Origin of the sequence: Xanthomonas sp. BRIP62418, from assembly GCF_003993495.1 — a bacterium.
GTDB lineage: Bacteria > Pseudomonadota > Gammaproteobacteria > Xanthomonadales > Xanthomonadaceae > Xanthomonas > Xanthomonas euroxanthea.
Genome location: NZ_QEZG01000052.1, coordinates 24,479 through 42,257, shown reverse-complemented (window position 1 = coordinate 42,257; position 17,779 = coordinate 24,479). Strand labels below are relative to the sequence as shown.

The window sequence follows — 17,779 nt, the reverse complement described above, 5'->3', positions numbered from 1 at the left end:
CGCAGGCGCGCTGCGTCACGCGCCCGACCCGTGGCACAGCGTGGTCAGCGCCGCCGCATCGGTCACGCGTGCAGCCTCGCGCGCGGCACCGGCCAGCAGCGTGCGTTGCACCTCGCCCTTGGCCGGCAGGCTTTCGATGCAGCGCAACTCGTCATTGCGCCCGTACAGCCGCAACTCGCGGACCTGCCTGGCGACAGCGGCGTCCTTGGGCTGCAGGGTCAATGCCCAGGATTGCAGCTGGCCCTGCCCGCTGATGCGGTAGTGCTGCTCCAGCAGCGCGCGGTCACCGGCCAGCAATGCGCCGAAGCCGGACTTCAAGCCGGCCAGCTCGGGCACGCGGCTGAGCGCAAAACGCCGCGGCGCCTTGCCTTCGCGTTCCAGCACGCCTTGGTCGCCTTGCAACGTGGTGGTCTCGCGATACGGTGCGCTGACCTCGCGCACCAGCGTCTGCGCGTCCGGACGCCGGTAGTGGCCCTGCACGCGCAGCGGCGTCTTCAGCAGGGCCGAGCCACGCAGTTCGACGAATTCGGTGCTGACCGGTGCGGGGCGTGCCAGGCGCTGCAGCACCTGGCCCACGTCCAGCGTCTCAGGCGGTGCGGCGCATAGCGGTGCGGCGCTGAACAGCAGTATCAGCATCCACGGCAGGGTGCGGCACATCGGCATGGTGGGTGTTCCAGAAATCGTAGAAGTTGAACCAGTTGTACGGCGCGTAGCGGGTGTAATGTTCCAGCCTGGCCGCGTAATCGCGCATGAGTACCGCCAGCACCGGTGCACGCTGGCGGCGCGGCACGTCCAGGCCTTCGCTGAAGGTCTCGAACGCCAGCTCGTAATGATTGCCGCCGCGATACAGGCCGAACGCCAGCACCACCGGCACCTTGAGCGCTGCGGCGATCAGCCACGGCGAGGTCGGGAACATCGCGTTGCGGCCGAGGAACATCGCCGGCAATGCCGGGTCGCCCTCGCGCGGGCGGTCGATCAGCAGCGCGACCAGCGCGCCGGCATCGGTGGCGTCCTTGATCGCCATGACGATTGAGGTCGCGTCCATGCCGGCATCGATGATGTTGGCCGCCAGCTGCGGATTCAGCGCGCCCAGCAGCTCGGTCATGGCGCGGTTGTGCGCCTTGTCCAGCACCACCTTGACCTGCACGTCCGGCCGCTCGGTGGCCAGCACGCGCAGCGCATCGAAGCTGCCCAGGTGCGAGCCGAAGATCAGCACGCCGCGGCCGCGGTCCATCTGCGTATGCAGCTGATCCAGCCCGGTGATGTCGACCCGGAAGCGCTGCATCTGCCCGCACAGCATGTACACGCGGTCCAGAATCGTCGAGGCGAAGGTGTGGATATGCCGCGCCACATCGCGCAGCGTGGCCGGGCGGTCCAGCACGTGGGTCAGATAGGCACGCGAGGCGCTGCGCTCGGGCGCACGCACCAGCAGGAAGTACAGCGTGATCGGGTACAGCAGCGCGCGTCCCACCGCGCGCCCGGCATGCTGGGCGATGCCGCGGATCAGCCACAGCGCGAAACGTCCACCGCCTTCGGGACGTTGCTTCCACTGGCTGCTCATTGCGCTGCCTCCGCCACCAGTTCGCCGCTGACCAGCAGCTCGTCGGCGCGCTGCACGCGAAAGCGCCAGCGCGGGCCAACGCCGTCCAGCGTGATCGATGCCACCTGCCCCGGCAGCAACGGCCGCACGAACTTCACCTGCGGCAGGCGCGCCGCCGCGCGTGGGCCATGGGCGGCTTCCACCGCCTGCAGCACATGGTCGAGCACGACCACGCCAGGCACCACGGGACGCCCCGGAAAGTGCCCGGGCAGGCAGGGATGATCATGCGGCACGACAAAATCCATAAGCGGGCAACTCAAATCCTGGGTTGAAGCATCGCAGCCACGGCGTCATGTGCCTGCTCGGTCAATTGCTGGCGGTCCGGCGCATCCGGCCCGGTCACCGGGATCGGATCGCCGATACGCACACGGATGATGCCCGGGCGCACCCTGAACACACCCTCCACCGGCAGCACCTTGCCGCAGCCATCCAGCGCCACCGGCACCACCGGCACGCCAGCATCGATAGCGGCCTGCAACAGCCCGGCCTTGAACGGCAACAATGCGCCGCTGCGGCTGCGGGTACCTTCGGGAAACAGACACAACTGCTTGCCCTCGCGCAGCAGCGCCGCTGCCTGCCGGCGCACCATCGCCCCGGCACGCCGGCTGTCGCGGTCCAGGAACAGCATGCCGGTGGCCCGCGCATACCAGTTCACGAACGGCACCTTGAGCATCTCGTCCTTGAGCAGGAACCGCAGCGGCACCGGCAAGGCGTAGAACAACGCGCAGATATCGATGACCGACTGGTGGTTGCTGACGAACAGATAATTCCTGGACCAGTCCACGCGCTCGCGGCCTTCCACGATCACCTTGGCGCCGGCGCCGCGAAACAGCACCGGCGACCACATCCAGGCGCCCATGCGCAGCAGGCGGTCTGCATCGCGCGTGACCGCCAGCAGCACCAGGGCATAGACGATTCCGCCAGCGGTAAACGTCAGCGTGAAGGCCAGTTGCAGCAGATTGAACACGGCCCACGCCAGGCGCGACGGCATCCTTGCCAACGGCATTTTTGTCTTGTCCCCGAAAATGTGCACGTACGTCGCTGCCCTGGCCACGCACTCAGCGCAGCAGATCGCGCCAGAATTCCGGCCCGAGCCGCGCCATCTGGCGCAAGAAGTCTGGCAGATTACGATAGGGGCGCTGTGGAAACCAGCGGCCGCGCAAGAGATATTCGCCCACGAAGAACCCGCCAACCACCCCGTACGCCAGCAGATTGGCGAACAACGACGCGCGCGCGTCGCTGATCGGCAGCGGCGAGGCGTGGCCCAGTTGCGCCAGCACGCCACTGGGTTCGGCGCACAGGCCCAGCACCAGGTTGACCAGGGTCAGCGCGCACAGCAGCAACGCCCAGGCCAGGGTGAGGCGGCGCGTGTAGCGGTATTGCTCCGGGCTGATCGGCATGCCGGCCTGGCGATACAGCCCTTCGACAATGCGGCTGATCAGCGGCGTGCGCCCGCGGCGCAGGCTGCGCCCGAAGAACCAGGCGATCCAGCCGGTGAACACCACCGGCGGCGCGGCCAGCACCAGCATCGCGTACGGCGAGTGCCACAACGCGCTCAGGCCCAGCAAGGTCAGCACGGCCAGCGCCCAGGCCCAGGCGCGGCGCGCGACCATCGGCTCGATGAGCACCATCAGCACCAGCAAGGCCCCGGCGATGACCGCCAGGTCCGGGCGATGGCTGGCGTTGGCCCAATGCGCCAGCGGCGAATACGCCACCGCCAGCAGCACGCCCAGCCCCAGCACCCACGGGGGCGCATCGGCAGGCGCTGCAGTTGGCAGGTCAGACGGTCTTGTTGGCTTGGACATGCGCCGACAATGCGCGCAGCGACGCGAAGATGCGACGGTTCTCGTCATTGTCCGAGCGCAGCTGGAAGCCGTAGCGCTTGCTGATCGCCAGCGCCAGTTCCAGCGCGTCGATCGAATCCAGCCCCAGCCCGGTATTGAACAACGGCGCCTCCGGATCGATGTCGGCGGGCTGGACGTCTTCCAGGTTCAGGCTTTCGACCAGGAGTTCGGCCAGTTCACGTTCGGCAGCGGTTTGCGAGGACATCCAGAGAGCTTCCAGGTGAGGGGCGGGCGACAGGATCAGAGCGAGAAATTCCAGCACAACCACCACAGCGTCACAGACAACCGTCAGGTCGGCGTGGGCGATTGCGCAGCACAGTGTACGTTGCCGTGCCGGCCGATTCCGAGCACTCGCCGCGGCTGCCTGCGGCCGCATTGTCGATGGCGTCGATCGTTCTGCAACAGCGATTCGGCGGCCGGCATACCTGTCCGGGCCGCCGGTCAGGCTATCATGACTGCATGACGCTCGCCCGCTGCAGGTTCGTTCCAGGATGACTTCCACTGCTGTTCGCCCCACCCCGACCGCCATGCCGGCAGCCGGGCCGGCTCCCGGGCCCGAGTGCCCGGATGTCCTGATCATCGGCGGCGGGCCGGCGGGCTGTACGGCGGCGATCGTGCTGGCCCAGCAGGGCTGGCAGGTGACCTTGCTGGAGAAGGCGCAGCATCCGCGCTTCCATATCGGCGAGTCGCTGCTGCCGATGAACGTGCCGATTCTCGAACGCCTGGGCGTGCTGGAGGACGTGCGCGACATCGGCGTGCTCAAGCGCGGGGCGGACTTTCCCAACGACAGCGGCGGCTACAACACCTTCCGTTTTTCGCATGCGCTCGATGCCAAGGCCGATTTCGCCTTCCAGGTGCCACGTGCGCAGTTCGACCAGGTGCTGTTCGAGCGCGCGCGGGCAGTGGGCGTGGATGCGCGCGATCAGGTCAAGGTCGAAGCGGTGGAGTTCGACGGGCAGCAGCCGGTGCTGCAGGCGCAAGGCGTGGCCGGGGTGCAGCGGTTTCGCCCGCGCTATTTGCTCGATGCCAGCGGCCGCGACACCTTCCTGGGCAACCGCTTCAAGCTCAAACGCGCCAATGCCAAACATCAGTCGGCCGCGTTGTTCAGCCATTTCCGCGGCGTGGCGCGCCGGCCGGGCGAGGATGCCGGCAACATCAGCATCTACCGCCACGCGCATGGCTGGATGTGGCTGATTCCGTTGCCGGACGACATCATGAGCGTGGGCGCGGTCTGCTACCCGGAATACATGAAGACCCGCAAGGGCGACAGCGAGGGCTTTTTCATGCGCACGCTCGCGCTCAATGCCGAGCTCAACGCGCGCATGCTCGGCGCCGAACGCGTGGCCCCGGTGCATGCCACCGGCAACTACGCTTACGAATGCACGCGCATGTCCGGCCCGCGCTGGTTGATGCTGGGCGATGCCTACACCTTCGTCGACCCGATGTTTTCGTCGGGCGTGTTTCTGGCCATGCACAGCGCCGAACGCGGTGCGGCGATGGTGGACCAGGCCCTGCGCATGCCGCAGCACGAGGCGAAACTGCAGCGCGCCTTGCAGCGCGAACTCAGGCGCGGCGTGGACGAGTTCAAGTGGTTCATCTACCGCTTCACCTCGCCGACCATGCGCGCCCTGTTCGCGCAACCGCAGAACACCTGGCGGATCGAAGAAGCGGTGGTGGCGATGCTGGCCGGCGACGTATTCGACAGCCCCAGGGTGCGCCTGCGCCTGCGCGCGTTCCGCGCCATCTATGCCTTGACCACCTTGTCGATGATGCCGCGCGCCTGGCAGTCCTGGCGCCAACGCCGACGTCAGGCCACGCTCGGCTTCGACGGCGAGACCTTGCAACGCGACACGCAACGACGGGACACCCGATGACCGCTTCCCAGGCCCAGACCACGCACAGCGTGCGCCATCCCCGTCTGCAGGTCGACTATGTCGAGCAGACCGACCCGTCCGCACTGCTGGCCGACCCGCAGGTGCTGGCCGTGTTCGGCTTCGGCACCGCGGCACCACGGCTGGACGACCCGCGCTACCTGCGCGTGCCGCTGCAGCCGTATCAGGCCGAGATGCTGGAGGTGTGGCGCAGCGATGCAGCCGTGCACAGCGGCCGCGATGGCAACATCGCCTGGGCCAGCGACGGCCGCCTGCAGTTCGGCGTGATCGAAATCGACGAGCAGGATGTCGATATCGAAACCGCCGCCGCCAAGGCCTATGCGGAAATCACCGCCTTCGTCACCGGCAGCCAGACGCCGCGCCTGCTGCGTATCTGGAACTATCTGGACGCCATCACCCTGGGCAGTGGCGACCGCGAACGCTACCGGCAGTTCTGCGTGGGCCGTGCGCGCGGCCTGGGTGCCTTCGACACTGCGCAGCTGCCGGCCGCCACCGCGGTGGGCCGCTGCGATGCCGAGCGCATCATCCAGATCTACTGGCTGGCCGCCAGCGATGCCGGCACCCCGCTGGAGAATCCACGCCAGGTCAGCGCCTACAACTACCCGCGCCAGTACGGCCCGCAGCCGCCGAGTTTCGCGCGCGCCATGCTGCCGCCGGCCGGCAGCGACATGCCGCTGCTGCTGTCGGGCACCGCCGCCGTGGTCGGGCATGCATCGATGCACACCGGCCAGCTGCTGGCGCAGCTGGAAGAAACCTTCGCCAACTTCGACGCCCTGCTCGGCGCCGCACGCCAGCACGCCCCCGCCCTGCCCACGCAGTTCGGCGCCGGCACCCGCCTGAAGGTCTACGTGCGCGAGCAGTACGACCTGCCCAAGGTTGCCCAGGCACTGGACGCCCGCTTCGGCGATGCGGTGCCGCGCCTGCTGCTGCACGCGGTGATCTGCCGCGACGAGCTGGCGGTGGAGATCGACGGGGTGCATGGGTGAGTCATTGAGCGCATTGCGCTGGTTCGATATCGTCCACACCGCCTTCTTCGTTCACCGTCAACGCGGCTGACCCAGCCTTTGGCGTAACAGACCACTGCCGCGCCCACGCATTGCCCAGCACATCAGCTCTTGCGAGATCGCTGGCTGTCGCGCGCTTCTGCAACCAGGCGATGTTGTCGTCTATCACCTCGCGCGAGCGCGGGCCGGCAGTTGCCGGCAGCTGTTGGCTGCCACGTCAATACAGCGCCAACGATCGGGCCAGGTCCGTCTGGACCACCTGCGCCAGGAAAAAGCGCTCACCGGTATCGCGGCGAGGCGAATAAGCCGCCGCCAAGGCCAGGGAGGTTTGCAGGTCTCCGCGCGAGGCCGCCTGCAGCGCCATCGATTCCGCTTCTTTTCGATAGCGCTGCAGTTCCGGCAGAAGCTCCAGCATGTCGCGACGCCGAAACGCGTTGCCGACCGCGTAGTGCGCAAGCGCCCCCGGATTGCCACCAAGCGCACCTTGTCGCCACAACGCGACCCGCTCGGCCACGGAAACCTGCCGTACACCTTCGCAACGATCCGCAGCTTTGAGCAGTCCCGTCGCCATGCCATCCAGCATCTTGTCCCATGCAGCAAAGTCGGCGTTCGCATTGGGGGTGACGACCTTTCGGTCACGCGCACGCTGTGCGCGCCACACCAACTCGTCGTAAGTGGCGAGTTGCTGCTGGATCACATCGCAGCGATCAAGCTCGATAGCCAAGCGGCATGCGGCCGCTGGATCACCTTGCTTCGCGCGACGACTGAGGTCGTCGAAGACTTGGCGCAGCGGCGTATCAGCTGGCGGTAGAGGCGCAGAAGCGACAACAGGCTTGGATTGTCCGGCCGGCATGACTACAGCAGTGGCCGCATGCACAGGATCTGCCTCAACTGCCTGATCCAGGCGATGCCATCGCAGCGACGCCAGGCACATCGCCACAATCGCCAGTACGACTGCGGCACTGATGAGTACTAATCTGCTTGCAGATCCCTTGCGCATGCGGCCACGCCTCCTTGGTGTCCGGCCAGTATCGCTCAGCCGTTGAGCAAACCCAGCACCACATCGCGTGGCAGCTTGCCGGTTTCGTTGCGTGGCAGTGCGGCGAGTTTGCGCAGGCGGCGCGGGAGGAACACCGGGTCGACGCTGACGCGCAGGGCGTCGAGGATCTGCGCCTCGTCCAGAGTCGGGGCGACCACCAGTGCGGCGATGCGCCCGACCGCCTGGCCGGGGTCGGGTGCGAGTTGCACGATGACGCCATCGATCACGCCGGGGATGGCCAGCAGGCGACGGGTGAGATCGGCCAGCGAGGCGCGTTTGCCGGCGATTTCCAGCAGATCGGCCTGCCGGCCGCGCACCTGGAAACGGCCGTCGGCGGCCACGTCCATCATGTCGGCCAGCAGCACCGGCGTGGCCAGATGCGGCGCGTGCACCAAGGTGCCTGCCGCCTGCGTTTCCAGGCGGACGCCGGGCAGCGGTGTCCATGCCGCTTCCAGCGCGGTGCGGCGCACGGCGAACACGCAGGTTTCGGTCGAACCGAACATCTCGCGCACCTCGCCCCCAAAGCGCGCCTCGGCGGCAGCGGCCACGTCCTGCGCCAACGGCGCGGTGGCCGAGACGATGCCGACCAGCGGCGGCAACGCCACGCCCGATTCCACCAACGCGCGCAGATGCACCGGCGTGGTCACCAGCACGCGCGGGGCGGGAACATCGGCCAGCGCGCGCGCCACATCGTCCGGGAAGAACGGGCGGCCCGCATGCACCGCGAGCGCGGTCACCATCGGCAGCAGGACCGACAATTCCATGCCGTACATGTGCTGCGGTGGCACCGTGGCGACCACGTGCGGCACCGCGTCGGTGTGCGCCCACAGGCTTTCCAGCGCAACCAGGTCCTGGCGCGTGCTGGTCAGGAAGCTGCCCCAGGTCTTGGGGTTGGGTTGCGGGCTGCCGGTGCTGCCGGAGGTAAAGCCGATGGCCACCAGGGCATCGTCGGCCAGTTGGGGGATCGGGCCCGCGGCCTGCGGCAACTCGGCCGGCAACTGCCAGTAGCGCGGCGGCGCCAGCTCCAGCGCCAGATCGCCTAGGCAGTACGCATCAGCATGCCGCGCCTGCACCTCGCCGACCACGGCCGGTGCGCGCGAGGACGGCAGCAGTGACACCTGGCCGCGCAGCGCGCACGCATAGAACGCGACCATGAAGCGATAGCGGTCCTCGCACAGGTTCACCACGTGGCGACCGTCCGGCAGCTGCTGCGCCAGGCCGTGCACGTGCGCGATGAAGGTGGCCAGGTCGACCGACTGCCCCGCGCGCCAGGCCAGCGGCCGGCCGGGCGCGCCGACGGCCATCGGGTGGGAAACGGCAGGAACAGGCAGGCTGGACATGGGAACCGACAATCGCAAAAGCGCGCTAGCTTGGCCGCCACCTGCGCTGCTGGCAAGTCGGGAGGTTTCCAGCTATGCGGCGGCGGTGACGGTTCGAACCTGGGCGAAGGCGTACATGACCCAGGCTCCACGTCGCTGCTGGCGCGGCGCGCGGCGTGGAGTGCATCGCGCCGATGCGCTGACGTCGGCCGACATGCGCGCACCGCAGCTGGTCGCGTCCGCCAGCGGCGAATGCCTTGCCTCGTCGATGACGCACGCACCGCCCCGCGTCCATGACCTGTGGCCCAAGCCTCCGATGGAAGCGAGCTGCTAGGCTTGTCCGCTCCTTGTTGCGTCCAGTCGTTACCGATGCCCAGATTGTTGCCGCTGTCCTTGTTGTTGCTGGCTGTCACCGCGCACGCGCAGTCCGCCACACCGCTCACCATCGAACAGGTGATGGCCGATCCGGACTGGATCGGGCCGTCGGTGGATCAGGCCTGGTGGCAGTGGGACGGCAAGCAGGTGCAATACCTGCTCAAGCGCGATGGCTCACCGGTGCGCGACACCTACCGCCAGGGCGCCGGCGGCGGCACTGCCGAACGCGTGGCCGACAACGCCCGTGCCGGCCTGGATGCGGATAACCCGAGCTACGATGCGACCCGTCAGCGCATGCTGTTTGCGCGCAATGGCGACATCTTCCTGCGCGACCTACGCTCCGGCGCGCTGACCCAGCTGACCCGCAGCAACGAGGTCGAATCGCGGCCGCAGTTCGCCAGCGATGGCGGTGCGATCTGGCGCGCGGGCAACAACTGGTACCACTGGCGCGCCGACGCCGGCACCGCGCAGGTTGCGGTGGTCAAGGCCGAGCGCGATCCCAACGCCGCGCCCAAGGCCGACGTGTTGCGCGAGCAGCAGCTGGCCACGCTGGCCACACTGCGTCGCGATCGTGAGCAGCGCGATGCCTTACGCGCGCAGGAAGACGCCTGGCGCCGCGCCGATGCCACCCGTGCGGCGGCACCGGTGTATCTGGGCGATGAGGTGGAGATCGTCGACAGCGCGTTGTCGCCGGACGGCCGCCATCTGCTGGTGGTCACCCAGGCCAAGGGCGCCGAAGAGGGCCAGGCCGGCAAGATGCCCAAGTACGTGACCGAATCCGGTTACGAGGAATTCCAGGAAGTGCGTACCCGCGTCGGTCGCAATGCACCGGTGGCGCATGCGCTGTGGCTGGTGGATGTCAGCGCCGGCACCGCCAGAGCGCTGTCGTTCGACACGCTGCCGGGCATTGCCACCGACCCGCTGGCCGCGCTGCGCAAGGCCGCCAGGAAAGATCCGCTCAAGGGCAACCGCGCCGTGCGTGTGGAAAGCGATGGCGACGGCAGCGGGCCGGCGGTGCATTGGAGCGATGACGGGCGCAATGTGGCGGTGGAGATTCGCGCGGTGGACAACAAGGACCGCTGGATCGCCAGCGTGGACCTGGCCAATGCCACCTTGCAGCCGCGGCATCGCCTGAGCGACAGCGCCTGGATCAACTGGGACTTCAACGATTTCGGCTGGTTGCCCGACAACCGCACGCTGTGGCTGCTGTCGGAAGAATCCGGCTATTCGCAGCTGTACACCGTGGAAGGCAACGGCAAGCCGCGCCAGCGCACGCGCGGCAAGTGGGAAGTGTCGATGCCGGTACCCAGCGCCGACGGCAGCAGCATGTTCTTTCTGTGCAATCAGACATGGCCGGGCGACTACGAGGTGTGCAAGCTGGACCTGCGCAGCGACCAGCTCACCGAAGTCACTGCCTTGAATGGCGTGGAAGGCTTCCGTCTGTCGCCGAACGGGCAGCAATTGCTGGTGCGCTATTCAGGCAGCTACCTGCCACCGCAGCTGGCGGTGGTGCCGGCCGCAGGCGGCCAGGCCACGCTGCTGACCGACACCCGCACCCCCGCCTTCAAGGCGCAGCCGTGGATCGCACCGCAGTACGTGCAGGTGCCGTCCCGGCATGGCGCCGGCACGGTCTGGGGCAAGTACTACGGGCCGCAGAACCCCGAGCCCGGCAAGCAGTATCCGATCGTGATGTTCGTACATGGCGCCGGCTACCTGCAGAACGTCTCGCAGCGCTACACGCCGTATTTCCGCGAGCAGATGTTCCACAACCTGCTGGTGCAGCAGGGCTACATCGTGCTGGACCTGGACTACCGTGCCTCGGAGGGCTACGGCCGCGACTGGCGCACCGCGATCTACCGCAACATGGGCCATCCGGAGCTGGAAGACTACCTGGACGGGCTGGAGTGGCTGGTGACGCAGAAGCAGGGCGACCGCGCGCGCGCCGGCATCTACGGCGGCTCGTACGGCGGCTTCATGACCTACATGGCGCTATTCCGCAGCCCCGGCACGTTCAAGGCCGGCGCGGCGCTGCGTCCGGTCGGCGACTGGATGCAGTACAACCACGAGTACACCTCCAACATCCTCAATACGCCCGAGCTCGACCCCGACGCGTACAAGACCTCATCGCCGATCAACTATGCCGACGGGTTGCGCGACCATCTGCTGATCGCGCACGGCATGATCGACGACAACGTGTTCTTCAAGGACTCGGTCGACATGACCCAGAAGTTGATGGAGCTGCACAAGGACAACTGGCAGGTGGCGCCGTATCCGCTGGAACGCCACAGCTTTACCCGTGCCGATTCGTGGCTGGACGAATACAAGCGCATCCTCAAGCTGTTCAATGAGCAGGTGAAGCCGTAAGCCATGGCGCTGCGACCGGGCGATGGGTGGTACATCGTCCGGCCGATGGCATGTCGCAGCGGCAGCATCCTGCAGCAAGCTGCAGGCCAGCCAGGTCGCACGCGTGATGCGCCACTGCGTTACGCATGCCACGCCACACCATGTCGGTACTCACCTCCACGTACGCAACTAGCTCTAAGCTTGGCGCAGGATCGGCAGATCGCTGGCGCATTGCGCTCCCCTCTGCCGGCCCGCCGCCCGACCGGAGCGCCGCCGGCACCGCAGCGGTCTCCACTTCCGCGGCGTGCAGAAGGTAATCGCGATGGGCCTGTGGGACCGTTTGTTTGGACGCAAGACCCCGGTGGCCACGACGCCCCGAACCGAACCCACCGCAGCGCCGGCGGCTGCAGCCGATGACACCGCGACCGACGTCGAGATCGACCCGGCACTGCAGCCCGCACTGACCCTGTTCCAGCGCGGCGATCAGCTGGGCGCCTACAACGCTGCGCAGGCGCAGCTGCACCTGGGTGCCGACGCGCAACGCCTGTGCGCACTTGCGCTGAGTGCGCTGGACCGCTATCACGAGGCGTATCCGCACTGGCTGGCGCTGTACGAGCTCGAACCCAGCGCACACAACGCACTGCAGTTGGCGACCACCTCGGTGATGTGCAACGAGATCGATCGTGGCGAGCAGTGGTTGCTGACCTTCGATGATTTGAACGCGCAGGAGCGTTCCACCTCGCCGGCCACCGCACGCACCAGTTTCCTCACCGCGCTGACCCGCGCCGGTCACGGCGCACACGCGTTGCCGCATCTGGAGTGGTTGCGTGAGGCATACGCCGGAATGTCGATCACCGACAGCCACTTCCTCTACGTGCGCGGGCTGCCCTTCCTCGACGCCTTCCTGGAGCGCAGCACACCGTTGTTGCGCCAGTGCCTGCCGGCCGACGCGCTGCGGGGCTGGTACGCGCAACTGCAGCCAGCGCTGGATCCTCCGGGCCAGGCTGCCGTGGCCGCCCATATCGCATCGCTGCAATGAGCACGCCGGCACCAGCCTCCCGACCACGCGGCGGCTTCGTCACGCCGCTGGCGTGGGTGTCCTTGTTGCTGGGCGTCGTCAGTGCGATGTCCAACCTGTTGCAGATCGTGATGATCGCGCTGATGCCCGACGCGGCGACGCTGGGCCTGCCCGAAGGGATCACCCTGCCCGCCTCGTTGCAGTGGCTGATCGATCATGCCGTGTCATTGTCGGTCGTAGGCGTGGTGCTGTCGGTCGCCTTCGCATGGTTGAGCTGGGCCTTGCTGCAGCGACGCGAGTGGGCGCGGGTCGGGTTCGTAGTGGTGTTGCTGGTGACCGGGCTGCTCAATGTCGGCGGCCTGGCGTTGATCGGGCCGGTGTTCGAGGGCGTGCAGGCGATGCTGCCGGCCGACGTCCTGCACAGCCCCGAGTGGCCGGAGCTGCAGGCACGCCTGCAGGCAACACGCCAGGCGGCGCTGGTGCTGACGGGCCTGGGCGTGCTGGCGATCGGCTGTCTCCACGCGGCGCTGGCATGGCGGTTGTGCACGCCTGCGGTGCGCGCCGAATTTACGGCCTCGCGCAAGGCATGATCGCTGGTTGAAGTTGGCCTGCGTCCCCAGCCATGCACACCGACCATCCCCGATGGTCCGTGTACGCCGCAGCGGGACCTTGGTCAACCGCCACCCCGCTTCTGTTCTTGCCCATACACACCGACCATCCCGACTGGTCCTTGCCCGCCCGCCGCCGCGGGACCTTGGTCCGACCGCCACCCCCGCTTCTGCTCTTTCCATGTACACCGGCCATCTCGACTGGTCCTTGCCCGCCTACCGTCGCGGGACCTTACGCGGCATGGATGCCGCGTAAGAGCCTACAAGGACGTACTTGCGGCGTGTCCTGCGATGGTAGGCGGGCAAGGGCCCTGCAGCAAACCAGCAGATCAACGCCCTGCTTCTGCTTTTGCTTTTGCTTTTGCTTTTGCTCGTGCTTCTGCCTCGCCCACACCGCCCAGTCCGAGCGGGAAACGCCAGGCGTGAAGCCTGGTGTGAGACGAGGCAGCAAAGCCTGGCTGCTCATGCGCCCGACCCCCACACGACGCAGCGCCTCGCCCTGCGACAAACGGGCGCGTTTGCCCGACTGCAAGAAGCGCGACGCAGCGCTTAGAATCGTGGCATGAACGAATTCGACCGTGTACGCGATTATTTGACCGGCCTGCAGGATCGTATCTGCGCTGCCGTGGAAGCCATCGATGGCAGCGCGCGTTTTGCCGAAGACCTATGGCAACGCGAGGAAGGCGGAGGCGGACGCACCCGCATCCTGCGCAATGGCGCGGTGTTCGAGCAGGCCGGCATCGGGTTTTCCGATGTGTCCGGCTCGCGCCTGCCGCCGTCAGCCAGTGCGCATCGGCCCGAGCTAGCCGGGGCGACTTGGCGCGCCTGTGGCGTGTCGCTGGTGTTCCATCCGCACAATCCGCATGTCCCCACCACCCACGCCAACGTGCGCTACTTCCGCGCCGAGCGCGATGGCGAAGTGGTGGCGGCCTGGTTCGGTGGCGGCTTCGACCTGACCCCGTTCTATCCGGTCGACGGGGACGTGCTGCACTGGCACCGCACCGCGCAGGCGCTGTGCGCGCCGTTCGGCGAGGAACGCTATGCCGCGCACAAGCGCTGGTGCGACGAGTACTTCTTCCTGCGTCACCGCAACGAGACCCGTGGCGTGGGCGGGCTGTTCTTCGACGACCTGGGTCAGGATTTCGAACGCGACTTCGCCTACCAGCGCGCGGTCGGCGACGGCTTCCTGGAGGCCTACCTGCCGATCGTCACGCGCCGCAAGGACATGCCCTATGGCGAACGCGAACGCCAGTTCCAGCTCTACCGCCGTGGCCGTTACGTGGAGTTCAACCTGGTCTACGACCGCGGCACGCTGTTCGGCCTGCAAAGTGGCGGGCGTGCCGAAAGCATCCTGATGAGCCTGCCGCCACAGGTGCGCTGGGAATATGGCTTCACGCCGGAACCGGGTAGCGCCGAGGCGCGGCTGATGGACTATCTGGTACCGCGCGACTGGCTGGGCTGAATCCAGATAAAGAACACGGTACTGATGAAACGCTGTGTTGATTAATTGAATTAATTCAGCCCATTTAAATTTGTGATTACCAACGGTACCGGTGAATGCGCAATGCGCTGAACCGGTTATGTTGCGTAGCAAAATAATTCGACGCCGAAAATAAAAAGCCCCGCAGACCAGGGGGAGGTCGGCGGGGCCAGGGAACGGAAACTTGGGGAGTAGTTTCCGTTCCGAGATCTGCTCCAGGGGATGGGAGAGATCTGACGACAGGCGTTGCGCCCGTCGAGGGATATAACACCATTTTCTACATTGATGGATCGTGAAGATACCTGTTAAAAAAATGTAGAATTTAGCGGTTATTCATTCCATCGGCGCAGGTCCGATACGCATTATGTCTGGTCTGCGCGTTCAGCATATCGGCGCCACTACTGCATCAATGCGCCTCATCCCAATTGTCGCCAACCCCCGAGTCGACCACGAGCGGCACGCGTAATTCAGCAGCAGCCGACATACGCGCGGTCACTTCGCTCAGCAGCGTGTCGACGAAATCGGTCTCGGCTTCGAACACCAGTTCGTCGTGCACCTGCAGGATCATCAGCGCGCGCTGCGCGTGCTCGGCGATCCAGCCGTCCACGCTGACCATGGCGCGCTTGATGATGTCGGCGGCGGTGCCCTGCATCGGCGCATTGATGGCGGCGCGCTCGGCGCCGGCACGCTGGCCCTGGCTGCCGGCGTTGATGAAATCCAGATACAGCCGGCGGCCGAACACCGTCTCCACGTAGCCCTTGTCGCGCGCCTGCTGGCGGGTGGTCTCCATGAAGTCGCGTACGCCGGGGTAACGGCTGAAGTACAGCGCGATGTAGTCCTGCGCCTCGCCTCGGCCGATGCCGAGCTGGCGGGCCAGGCCGAAGGCGCTCATGCCGTACATCAGGCCGAAGTTGATCGCCTTGGCGGCGCGGCGCTCGTCGCCGCTGACGGTGTCGATGGTGCGGCCGAACACCTCGGCGGCGGTGGCGCGGTGCACGTCGGCACCGGACTCGAACGCGCCCACCAGGCCGGGGTCGCCGGACAGGTGCGCCATGATGCGCAGCTCGATCTGCGAGTAGTCGCAGGCGATCAGCTTGCGCCCGGCCGGGGCGACAAAGGCGCGGCGGATGCGGCGGCCGTCCTCGGTGCGGATCGGGATGTTCTGCAGGTTCGGATCGGACGAGGACAGCCGCCCGGTGGCCGCACCGGCCTGGTGGTAGCTGGTGTGCACGCGCCCGGACTGCGGGTGGATCATCTCCGGCAGCTTGTCGGTGTAGGTGCTGCGCAGCTTGGTCAGGCCGCGGTATTCCAGGATCACCCGTGGCAGCTCGTGCTGGTCGGCGATGGCCTCCAGCGCCTCTTCGTTGGTCGAGGGCTGGCCCTTGGGCGTCTTGACCACCGCGGGGAGCTTGAGCTCGTCGAACAGCAGCGCCTGCAGCTGCTTGGGCGAATCCAGGTTGAAGCTGCGCCCGGCCAGCTCGGTGGCTTTCTGCTGGGCGGCGAGCATGCGCTTGGACAGGTCCGCGCTCTGGCGGCGTAGTTCGGCCGCGTCCACGCACACGCCGTTGGCCTCGATGCGTGCAAGAACCTCCACCAGCGGCATCTCGATGTCGCGGTAGACCTGCTCCAGGCCGGGTTCTGCGGCCAGCTTGGGGCCGAGCACCTGGTGCAGGCGCAGGGTGATGTCGGCGTCTTCGGCGGCGTAGCGGGTGGCGTCCTCCAGGCTGATCTGGGCGAACGGGATCTGCTTGGCGCCCTTGCCGCAGACGTCCTCGTACTTGACCGTGTCATAGCCCAGGTAGCGCTTGGCCAGGCTGTCCATGTCGTGGCGGGCGCTGCCGGAATTGAGCACGAAGCTTTCCAGCAGGGTGTCGTCGCTATAGCCGGCCAGGGCGATGCCGTGGCGGCGCATCACGTGCAGGTCGTACTTGCCGTGCTGGCCGAGCTTGCGTACCGCAGGGTCGGTGAGCAGCGGCGCCAGCTGCGCCAGCGCCTGGGCGCGGTCGAGCTGGGCCGGGGCGCCGGGAAAGTTGTGGCCGAACGGCAGATACGCCGCCTGGCCGGGCTCGGCCGCCACGCTCAGGCCGATCAGGTCGGCCTGCAGCGGATCCAGGCTGTCGGTTTCGGTATCGAAAGCGAACTGGCCGGCGGCGCGCAGGCGCGCGATCCAGCCGTCGAGCTGTTCCTGGGTCAGGATGGTCTCGTACTGGCCGCGTGCCGACAGTGCCGGGTCCACCTCCACCGGGGCGCTGACCGGGCCGGACACGAAGCCGGTGCCGCGGGCGCGGCCGGGTTCGGTGCGGGCGCTGGCGGCGGCGGCGCCGAGCGCCATCGGCTCGGTCGGCAGGCCGGCCTGGGCAGCGGCGCCGCCGAGTTCGCGCAGCGCCTGGGTGAAGCCGTAGCGGGCGTACAGCACCGCCAGCGTCTCGGCATTGGGCTCGCGCAGGTCCAGCGCGCGCGGGCCACTGGCCAGCGTCACGTCGGTCTTGATGGTGACCAGCTCACGGTTGAGCGGCAGCCGCGGCAATGCGGCGCGCAGGTTGTCGCCGATCTTGCCCTTGATCCTGTCGGCGTTGGCGATCACGCCATCGAGCGACTCGTATTCGGCCAGCCATTTGGCGGCGGTCTTGGGGCCGCACTTTTCCACGCCGGGCACGTTGTCGACGGTGTCGCCCATCAGCGCCAGCAAATCGACGATCTGGTCGGGGCGCACGCCGAACTTGGCGATCACCGCCGCGTCCGAATCCATGCGACTGCCGCTCATGGTGTTGACCAGCTCGATGCCCGGGCGGACCAGCTGGGCAAAGTCCTTGTCGCCGGTGGAGATGGTCACGCTCAGGCCATCGGCGGCGGCCTGCAGGGCCAGGGTGCCGATCACATCGTCGGCTTCCACGCCATCGATGCGCAGGATGTCGATGCCCAGCGCATGCACGATGTCGCACATCGGCTGCACCTGCGCGCGCAGGTCGTCGGGCATCGACGGGCGATTGGCCTTGTAGTCGGCATACAAGTCATCACGGAAGGTCTTGCCCGGTGCATCCACCACGAACGCGACATAGGCCGGGCGCTCCTTCAGGGTGGCGCGCAGCATGTTGACCACGCCGAACAAGGCACCGGTGGGCTCGCCCTGGGCATTGGTCAGCGGCGGAAGCGCGTGGAACGCGCGGTACAGGTAACTGGACCCGTCGATCAGGACTAATCTGCTCATGCGCCAATTCTACGCTGCACGCCCACGCTACACCTTGCCAGCGCATACT

At 67.3% G+C, this 17,779-nt stretch carries 15 protein-coding genes; 6 read left to right on the top strand and 9 right to left on the bottom strand.

The window, feature by feature from the left end; translation table 11 throughout:
• Positions 1-15 precede the first annotated feature (15 nt).
• The 6 genes from EO174_RS20615 to xanC all read right to left on the bottom strand — a co-directional run bounded on the left by EO174_RS20615 (position 16) and on the right by xanC (position 3,649).
• Positions 16-663, bottom strand: a complete 648-nt coding sequence (locus EO174_RS20615; RefSeq protein ID WP_104585237.1) for a LolA-related protein — start codon at positions 661-663, stop codon at positions 16-18.
• A complete protein-coding gene (locus EO174_RS20610; protein ID WP_104585201.1) occupies positions 587-1,561 on the bottom strand; it encodes an acyltransferase in 975 nt (324 codons plus the stop codon). Before EO174_RS20610 ends, EO174_RS20615 begins: the two co-directional genes overlap by 77 nt.
• Positions 1,558-1,785, bottom strand: a complete 228-nt coding sequence (locus tag EO174_RS20605; protein ID WP_232087889.1) for a hypothetical protein — start codon at positions 1,783-1,785, stop codon at positions 1,558-1,560. The genes EO174_RS20610 and EO174_RS20605 overlap by 4 nt, the downstream gene beginning before the upstream one ends.
• Positions 1,786-1,856: 71 nt before the next feature.
• Positions 1,857-2,606 carry a lysophospholipid acyltransferase family protein gene (locus tag EO174_RS20600; RefSeq protein WP_126947114.1) on the bottom strand — a complete coding sequence of 250 codons (750 nt, stop codon included), beginning with the start codon at positions 2,604-2,606 and terminating at the stop codon, positions 1,857-1,859.
• Between the two features lie 52 nt (positions 2,607-2,658).
• On the bottom strand, positions 2,659-3,342 hold the full coding sequence (locus EO174_RS20595) for a ketosynthase (protein WP_164739222.1): 684 nt from the start codon (positions 3,340-3,342) through the stop codon (positions 2,659-2,661).
• A gap of 37 nt (positions 3,343-3,379) precedes the next feature.
• Positions 3,380-3,649: a xanthomonadin biosynthesis acyl carrier protein XanC gene (gene xanC / locus EO174_RS20590; RefSeq protein ID WP_005914783.1), complete on the bottom strand. Its 270-nt coding sequence runs from the start codon at positions 3,647-3,649 to the stop codon at positions 3,380-3,382.
• Between the two features lie 322 nt (positions 3,650-3,971).
• Between xanC and EO174_RS20585 the strand changes: the two genes are divergently transcribed.
• Both EO174_RS20585 and EO174_RS20580 read left to right on the top strand, forming a co-directional pair.
• Positions 3,972-5,318: an NAD(P)/FAD-dependent oxidoreductase gene (locus EO174_RS20585; protein WP_126947158.1), complete on the top strand. Its 1,347-nt coding sequence runs from the start codon at positions 3,972-3,974 to the stop codon at positions 5,316-5,318.
• The gene (locus EO174_RS20580; protein ID WP_164740284.1) at positions 5,315-6,322 is read left to right on the top strand and encodes a pteridine-dependent deoxygenase; all 1,008 of its coding nucleotides are present in this window, start codon (positions 5,315-5,317) and stop codon (positions 6,320-6,322) included. Before EO174_RS20585 ends, EO174_RS20580 begins: the two co-directional genes overlap by 4 nt.
• 235 nt (positions 6,323-6,557) lie before the next feature.
• Here EO174_RS20580 and EO174_RS20575 read toward each other — a convergent pair whose 3' ends face one another.
• On the bottom strand, positions 6,558-7,340 hold the full coding sequence (locus tag EO174_RS20575) for a hypothetical protein (RefSeq protein WP_126947110.1): 783 nt from the start codon (positions 7,338-7,340) through the stop codon (positions 6,558-6,560).
• A gap of 35 nt (positions 7,341-7,375) precedes the next feature.
• Complete coding sequence (locus EO174_RS20570) at positions 7,376-8,719, bottom strand: AMP-binding protein (RefSeq protein ID WP_180496809.1); 1,344 nt, start codon at positions 8,717-8,719, stop codon at positions 7,376-7,378.
• Positions 8,720-9,076: 357 nt separating this feature from the next.
• Between EO174_RS20570 and EO174_RS20560 the strand changes: the two genes are divergently transcribed.
• The 4 genes from EO174_RS20560 to hemF all read left to right on the top strand — a co-directional run bounded on the left by EO174_RS20560 (position 9,077) and on the right by hemF (position 14,504).
• On the top strand, positions 9,077-11,437 hold the full coding sequence (locus EO174_RS20560; protein ID WP_164740286.1) for a S9 family peptidase: 2,361 nt from the start codon (positions 9,077-9,079) through the stop codon (positions 11,435-11,437).
• Positions 11,438-11,738: 301 nt separating this feature from the next.
• Complete coding sequence (locus EO174_RS20555) at positions 11,739-12,455, top strand: hypothetical protein (RefSeq protein WP_126947155.1); 717 nt, start codon at positions 11,739-11,741, stop codon at positions 12,453-12,455.
• Positions 12,452-13,024 (top strand): hypothetical protein, encoded by a 573-nt coding sequence (locus EO174_RS20550; RefSeq protein ID WP_126947104.1) that lies wholly within the window; start codon positions 12,452-12,454, stop codon positions 13,022-13,024. Before EO174_RS20555 ends, EO174_RS20550 begins: the two co-directional genes overlap by 4 nt.
• 580 nt (positions 13,025-13,604) lie before the next feature.
• Positions 13,605-14,504: an oxygen-dependent coproporphyrinogen oxidase gene (hemF, locus tag EO174_RS20535; RefSeq protein WP_126947095.1), complete on the top strand. Its 900-nt coding sequence runs from the start codon at positions 13,605-13,607 to the stop codon at positions 14,502-14,504.
• Positions 14,505-14,928: 424 nt separating this feature from the next.
• Here the strand turns inward: hemF and polA are convergent, their stop codons facing one another.
• Positions 14,929-17,730 carry a DNA polymerase I gene (gene polA, locus EO174_RS20530; protein WP_126947092.1) on the bottom strand — a complete coding sequence of 934 codons (2,802 nt, stop codon included), beginning with the start codon at positions 17,728-17,730 and terminating at the stop codon, positions 14,929-14,931.
• Between the last annotated feature and the right edge of the window lie 49 nt (positions 17,731-17,779).

Excerpts from the sequence above, each read along its gene's own strand:
- EO174_RS20615 (WP_104585237.1), bottom strand. The coding sequence starts at position 663 with ATGCCGATGTGCCGCACCCTGCCGTGGATGCTGATACTGCTGTTCAGC.
- EO174_RS20610 (WP_104585201.1), bottom strand. The coding sequence starts at position 1,561 with ATGAGCAGCCAGTGGAAGCAACGTCCCGAAGGCGGTGGACGTTTCGCG.
- EO174_RS20600 (WP_126947114.1), bottom strand. The coding sequence starts at position 2,606 with ATGCCGTTGGCAAGGATGCCGTCGCGCCTGGCGTGGGCCGTGTTCAAT.
- xanC (WP_005914783.1), bottom strand. The coding sequence starts at position 3,649 with ATGTCCTCGCAAACCGCTGCCGAACGTGAACTGGCCGAACTCCTGGTC.
- EO174_RS20585 (WP_126947158.1), top strand. The coding sequence starts at position 3,972 with ATGCCGGCAGCCGGGCCGGCTCCCGGGCCCGAGTGCCCGGATGTCCTG.
- EO174_RS20580 (WP_164740284.1), top strand. The coding sequence starts at position 5,315 with ATGACCGCTTCCCAGGCCCAGACCACGCACAGCGTGCGCCATCCCCGT.
- EO174_RS20575 (WP_126947110.1), bottom strand. The coding sequence starts at position 7,340 with ATGCGCAAGGGATCTGCAAGCAGATTAGTACTCATCAGTGCCGCAGTC.
- EO174_RS20570 (WP_180496809.1), bottom strand. The coding sequence starts at position 8,719 with ATGTCCAGCCTGCCTGTTCCTGCCGTTTCCCACCCGATGGCCGTCGGC.
- EO174_RS20555 (WP_126947155.1), top strand. The coding sequence starts at position 11,739 with ATGGGCCTGTGGGACCGTTTGTTTGGACGCAAGACCCCGGTGGCCACG.
- EO174_RS20550 (WP_126947104.1), top strand. The coding sequence starts at position 12,452 with ATGAGCACGCCGGCACCAGCCTCCCGACCACGCGGCGGCTTCGTCACG.
- hemF (WP_126947095.1), top strand. The coding sequence starts at position 13,605 with ATGAACGAATTCGACCGTGTACGCGATTATTTGACCGGCCTGCAGGAT.
- polA (WP_126947092.1), bottom strand. The coding sequence starts at position 17,730 with ATGAGCAGATTAGTCCTGATCGACGGGTCCAGTTACCTGTACCGCGCG.